The following is a 2834-nucleotide window of genomic DNA, read 5'->3' as shown; positions in this document are numbered from 1 at the left end:
TGCTCGGGGTTCCCTCGAGCATAGCGACTTGCCCTGACCATGAAGCTGACCATCGAGCGCGCGCCCCTGCTCAAGTCGCTCGGCTATGTCCAGAGCGTCGTCGAACGCCGCACGACGATCCCGATCCTGTCCAATGTTCGGCTGGAGGCGCGCGACGGCGAGCTCCTGCTCACCGCGACCGACATGGACCTGACCCTGGTTTCGCGCGAGGCAGCCGAGATCAGCGAGCCCGGTACCACCACGGTGGCCGCGCACACGCTCTACGAGATCGTCCGCCGCTTGGCCGAGGGCGCCATCGTCGAGCTGGAACAGCCCAATGGCAGTGCCGACCTGAACCTGCGCTCGGGACGCTCGTCCTTCGTCCTGCCCTCCCTGCCCGCCGACGAGTTCCCGGCGATGAATGAGGAGGACCTGGGCGTGTCGTTCGAGCTGTCGGCCCAGGTGCTGCGCAAGCTCCTGGACAAGACCCGCTTCGCCATGTCCAGCGAGGAAACCCGCTACTATCTCAACGGCGTCCATCTGCATGCGACCCGTGGCGATGGCGCGGCAGCGACGCTGCGCGCGGTGGCGACCGACGGCCACAGGCTGGCCCGGGTCGAGACGCCGCTGCCGGAGGGTGCCAAGGGCATCCCGCCGGTGATCGTGCCGAAGAAGACCGTGGGCGAGGCCCGCCGCCTACTCGAGGCGCTCGACCAGGACGCCGCGGTCGGCATTGCCCTCTCACCGTCTCGCATCCGCTTCCAGATCGGCACGACCGTGCTGGTGTCGCGCCTGATCGACGGCGTGTTCCCCGATTATGAGCGGGTCATCCCGCACGCCAACGACAAGGCGGCGCTAGTCGACGCCAAGGCCTTCGCGGTGGCGATTGACCGGGTGTCGACGGTCGCGACCGACAAGGTCCGCGCAGTCAAGCTTGGCTTCTCCGAGGGCCGGGTGCTGGCGTCCGCGGTGAGCGCCGAGGCCGGCCGCGCCCAGGACGAGGTCGACTGCGAGCTCTCCGGCGGCGAGATCGAGATCGGCTTCAACGCCCGCTACGTGCTGGACATCACCCAGCAGGTCGAGGGCGACCAGATCCGGCTGGAGATGGCGAGCCCCGCCTCGCCCACCCTGATCCGCGATCCCGAAGACGTCGCCACCATCTACGTGCTGATGCCGATGCGGGTATGATCGCTTCCGCCAGCGCGCCTGCCGCTGCCGACGCTTTTTCCCACCCGCCTGCCTGCGCCGCGCGCCGCCTCCAGCTCACCGGGTTCCGCAATCTGGCCGACCGCCGGCTCGACCTGCCGAGCGGGCCGGTCGTGCTGTATGGCGACAATGGTGCAGGCAAGACCAACCTGCTGGAAGCGGTGTCGATGCTGGCGCCGGGGCGCGGGCTGCGCCGGGCGCGAGCCACCGAGCAGGCATGCAGCAGTGGCGCTGGCGGCTGGGCGATTCATGCCCATATGGAAGGTCCAGACGGACCGCACACGATCGCCACGGGCCTGGAGCCCGGTCAGGAGCGCCGCCGCTTCCGGCTGGATGGCCGCGATGTCGCCGCGCGCGAGGAACTGCCCGGCATTGTCGGGGTGATCTGGCTGACCCCGGCGGAGGATCGATTGTTCCAGGATCCGCCGGCCGAGCGCCGCCGCTTTCTCGACCGGCTGATCGCCACGGACGACCCGGCCTATGCCGGCCTCACCGCGCGCTATGAGCGGCGCCTGCGCGAGCGGTCCGCCGTGTTGCGCAGCGGCCGGCCGGACGCCGTTTGGCTGGATGCGCTGGAGGCTGGGCTGGCCGCCGATGCCGTGGCGATCGCCGCAGTGCGCGCCGAGCGGGTGCAGAGCCTGGACCGTGTGGTGGCGGCAGCCGGCGGCCCCTTCCCCGCGGTCCGGCTGGCACTGGCGGGCGAGCTGGAAGCCCTGCTCGAGGATCGGCCGGCCCTGGACGTCGAGGAGGCGGTGGCCGCCCGTCTGCAGGTCAGCCGGGACGTGGATCGCGAGGCGGGAGGCGCTTCGATCGGCCCACATCGCAGCGACCTGGTTGCGATTGATGCCGAGACCGGCACGGCCGCGGCACGCTGCTCGACCGGCCGGCAGAAGGCCCTGCTGGTCGCGATCGTGCTGGGCGAGATCGCGCGCAAGCGCCGGGCCGGCAGCCTCGTGCCGATCCTGCTGCTGGACGAAGCCACTGCCCATCTGGACGAGCCGCGCCGCCAGGCGCTGTTCGACCGCATCACCGCCTTGCCGGGCCAGACCTGGCTGACCGGAACCGACCATGCGCCCTTCGCGCCGCTGCGCGACCAGGCTGCCTTCCTCCACCTGCACCAAGGCGACCTCGCCGATCATGTCTGACACGCCGACTCTTTCCGTCCCCACCTACGACGCCAGCTCCATTAAGGTCCTGGAGGGCCTGGAGGCGGTCCGCAAGCGACCGGGCATGTATATCGGCGACACCGATGACGGCTCCGGCCTGCACCACATGGTGTTCGAGGTGGTCGACAATGCGATCGACGAGGTGCTGGCCGGCCATGCCAGCCGGGTCGAGGTGGTGCTGAATGCCGACGGTTCCTGTACCGTGGTCGACGACGGCCGCGGCATCCCGGTCGACATCCACCAGGAGATGGGCATCTCGGCCGCCGAGGTGATCATGACCGTGCTCCATGCCGGCGGGAAGTTCGACAAGAACTCCTACAAGGTGTCGGGCGGCCTGCATGGCGTCGGCGTATCGGTGGTCAACGCCCTGTCCGACCGGCTGGACCTGACGGTCTGGCGCGACGGCTTTGAGCACTTCATCCGCTTCGTCGAGGGCGGCCGGACCGAGGCGCCACTGGATGTGGTAGGCCCGGCCGAGGGCAA

3 protein-coding genes are annotated in these 2834 nt (G+C 70.0%); all 3 read left to right on the top strand.

The features are described 5' to 3' along the window. Window positions 1-39: 39 nt before the first annotated feature. The gene (gene dnaN / locus EQG76_RS00100) at window positions 40-1167 is read left to right on the top strand and encodes a DNA polymerase III subunit beta (RefSeq protein WP_159709481.1); all 1128 of its coding nucleotides are present in this window, start codon (window positions 40-42) and stop codon (window positions 1165-1167) included. Further along, window positions 1164-2330: a DNA replication/repair protein RecF gene (recF, locus tag EQG76_RS00095; RefSeq protein WP_159709479.1), complete on the top strand. Its 1167-nt coding sequence runs from the start codon at window positions 1164-1166 to the stop codon at window positions 2328-2330. The genes dnaN and recF overlap by 4 nt, the downstream gene beginning before the upstream one ends. Next, window positions 2323-2834 (top strand): ATP-binding protein (locus tag EQG76_RS00090; protein WP_235031126.1); only part of this gene is annotated, 512 nt, incomplete at its 3' end. The genes recF and EQG76_RS00090, both read left to right, overlap by 8 nt.

This window comes from Geminicoccus flavidas (genome assembly GCF_009806515.1).
In the GTDB taxonomy this organism is placed as follows: domain Bacteria; phylum Pseudomonadota; class Alphaproteobacteria; order Geminicoccales; family Geminicoccaceae; genus Geminicoccus; species Geminicoccus flavidus.
This window is presented reverse-complemented; position numbering and strand designations above follow the sequence as displayed.

Coding starts and splice junctions, on each gene's coding strand:
- recF (WP_159709479.1), top strand. CDS start 1,164: ATGATCGCTTCCGCCAGCGCGCCTGCCGCTGCCGACGCTTTTTCCCAC.
- dnaN (WP_159709481.1), top strand. CDS start 40: ATGAAGCTGACCATCGAGCGCGCGCCCCTGCTCAAGTCGCTCGGCTAT.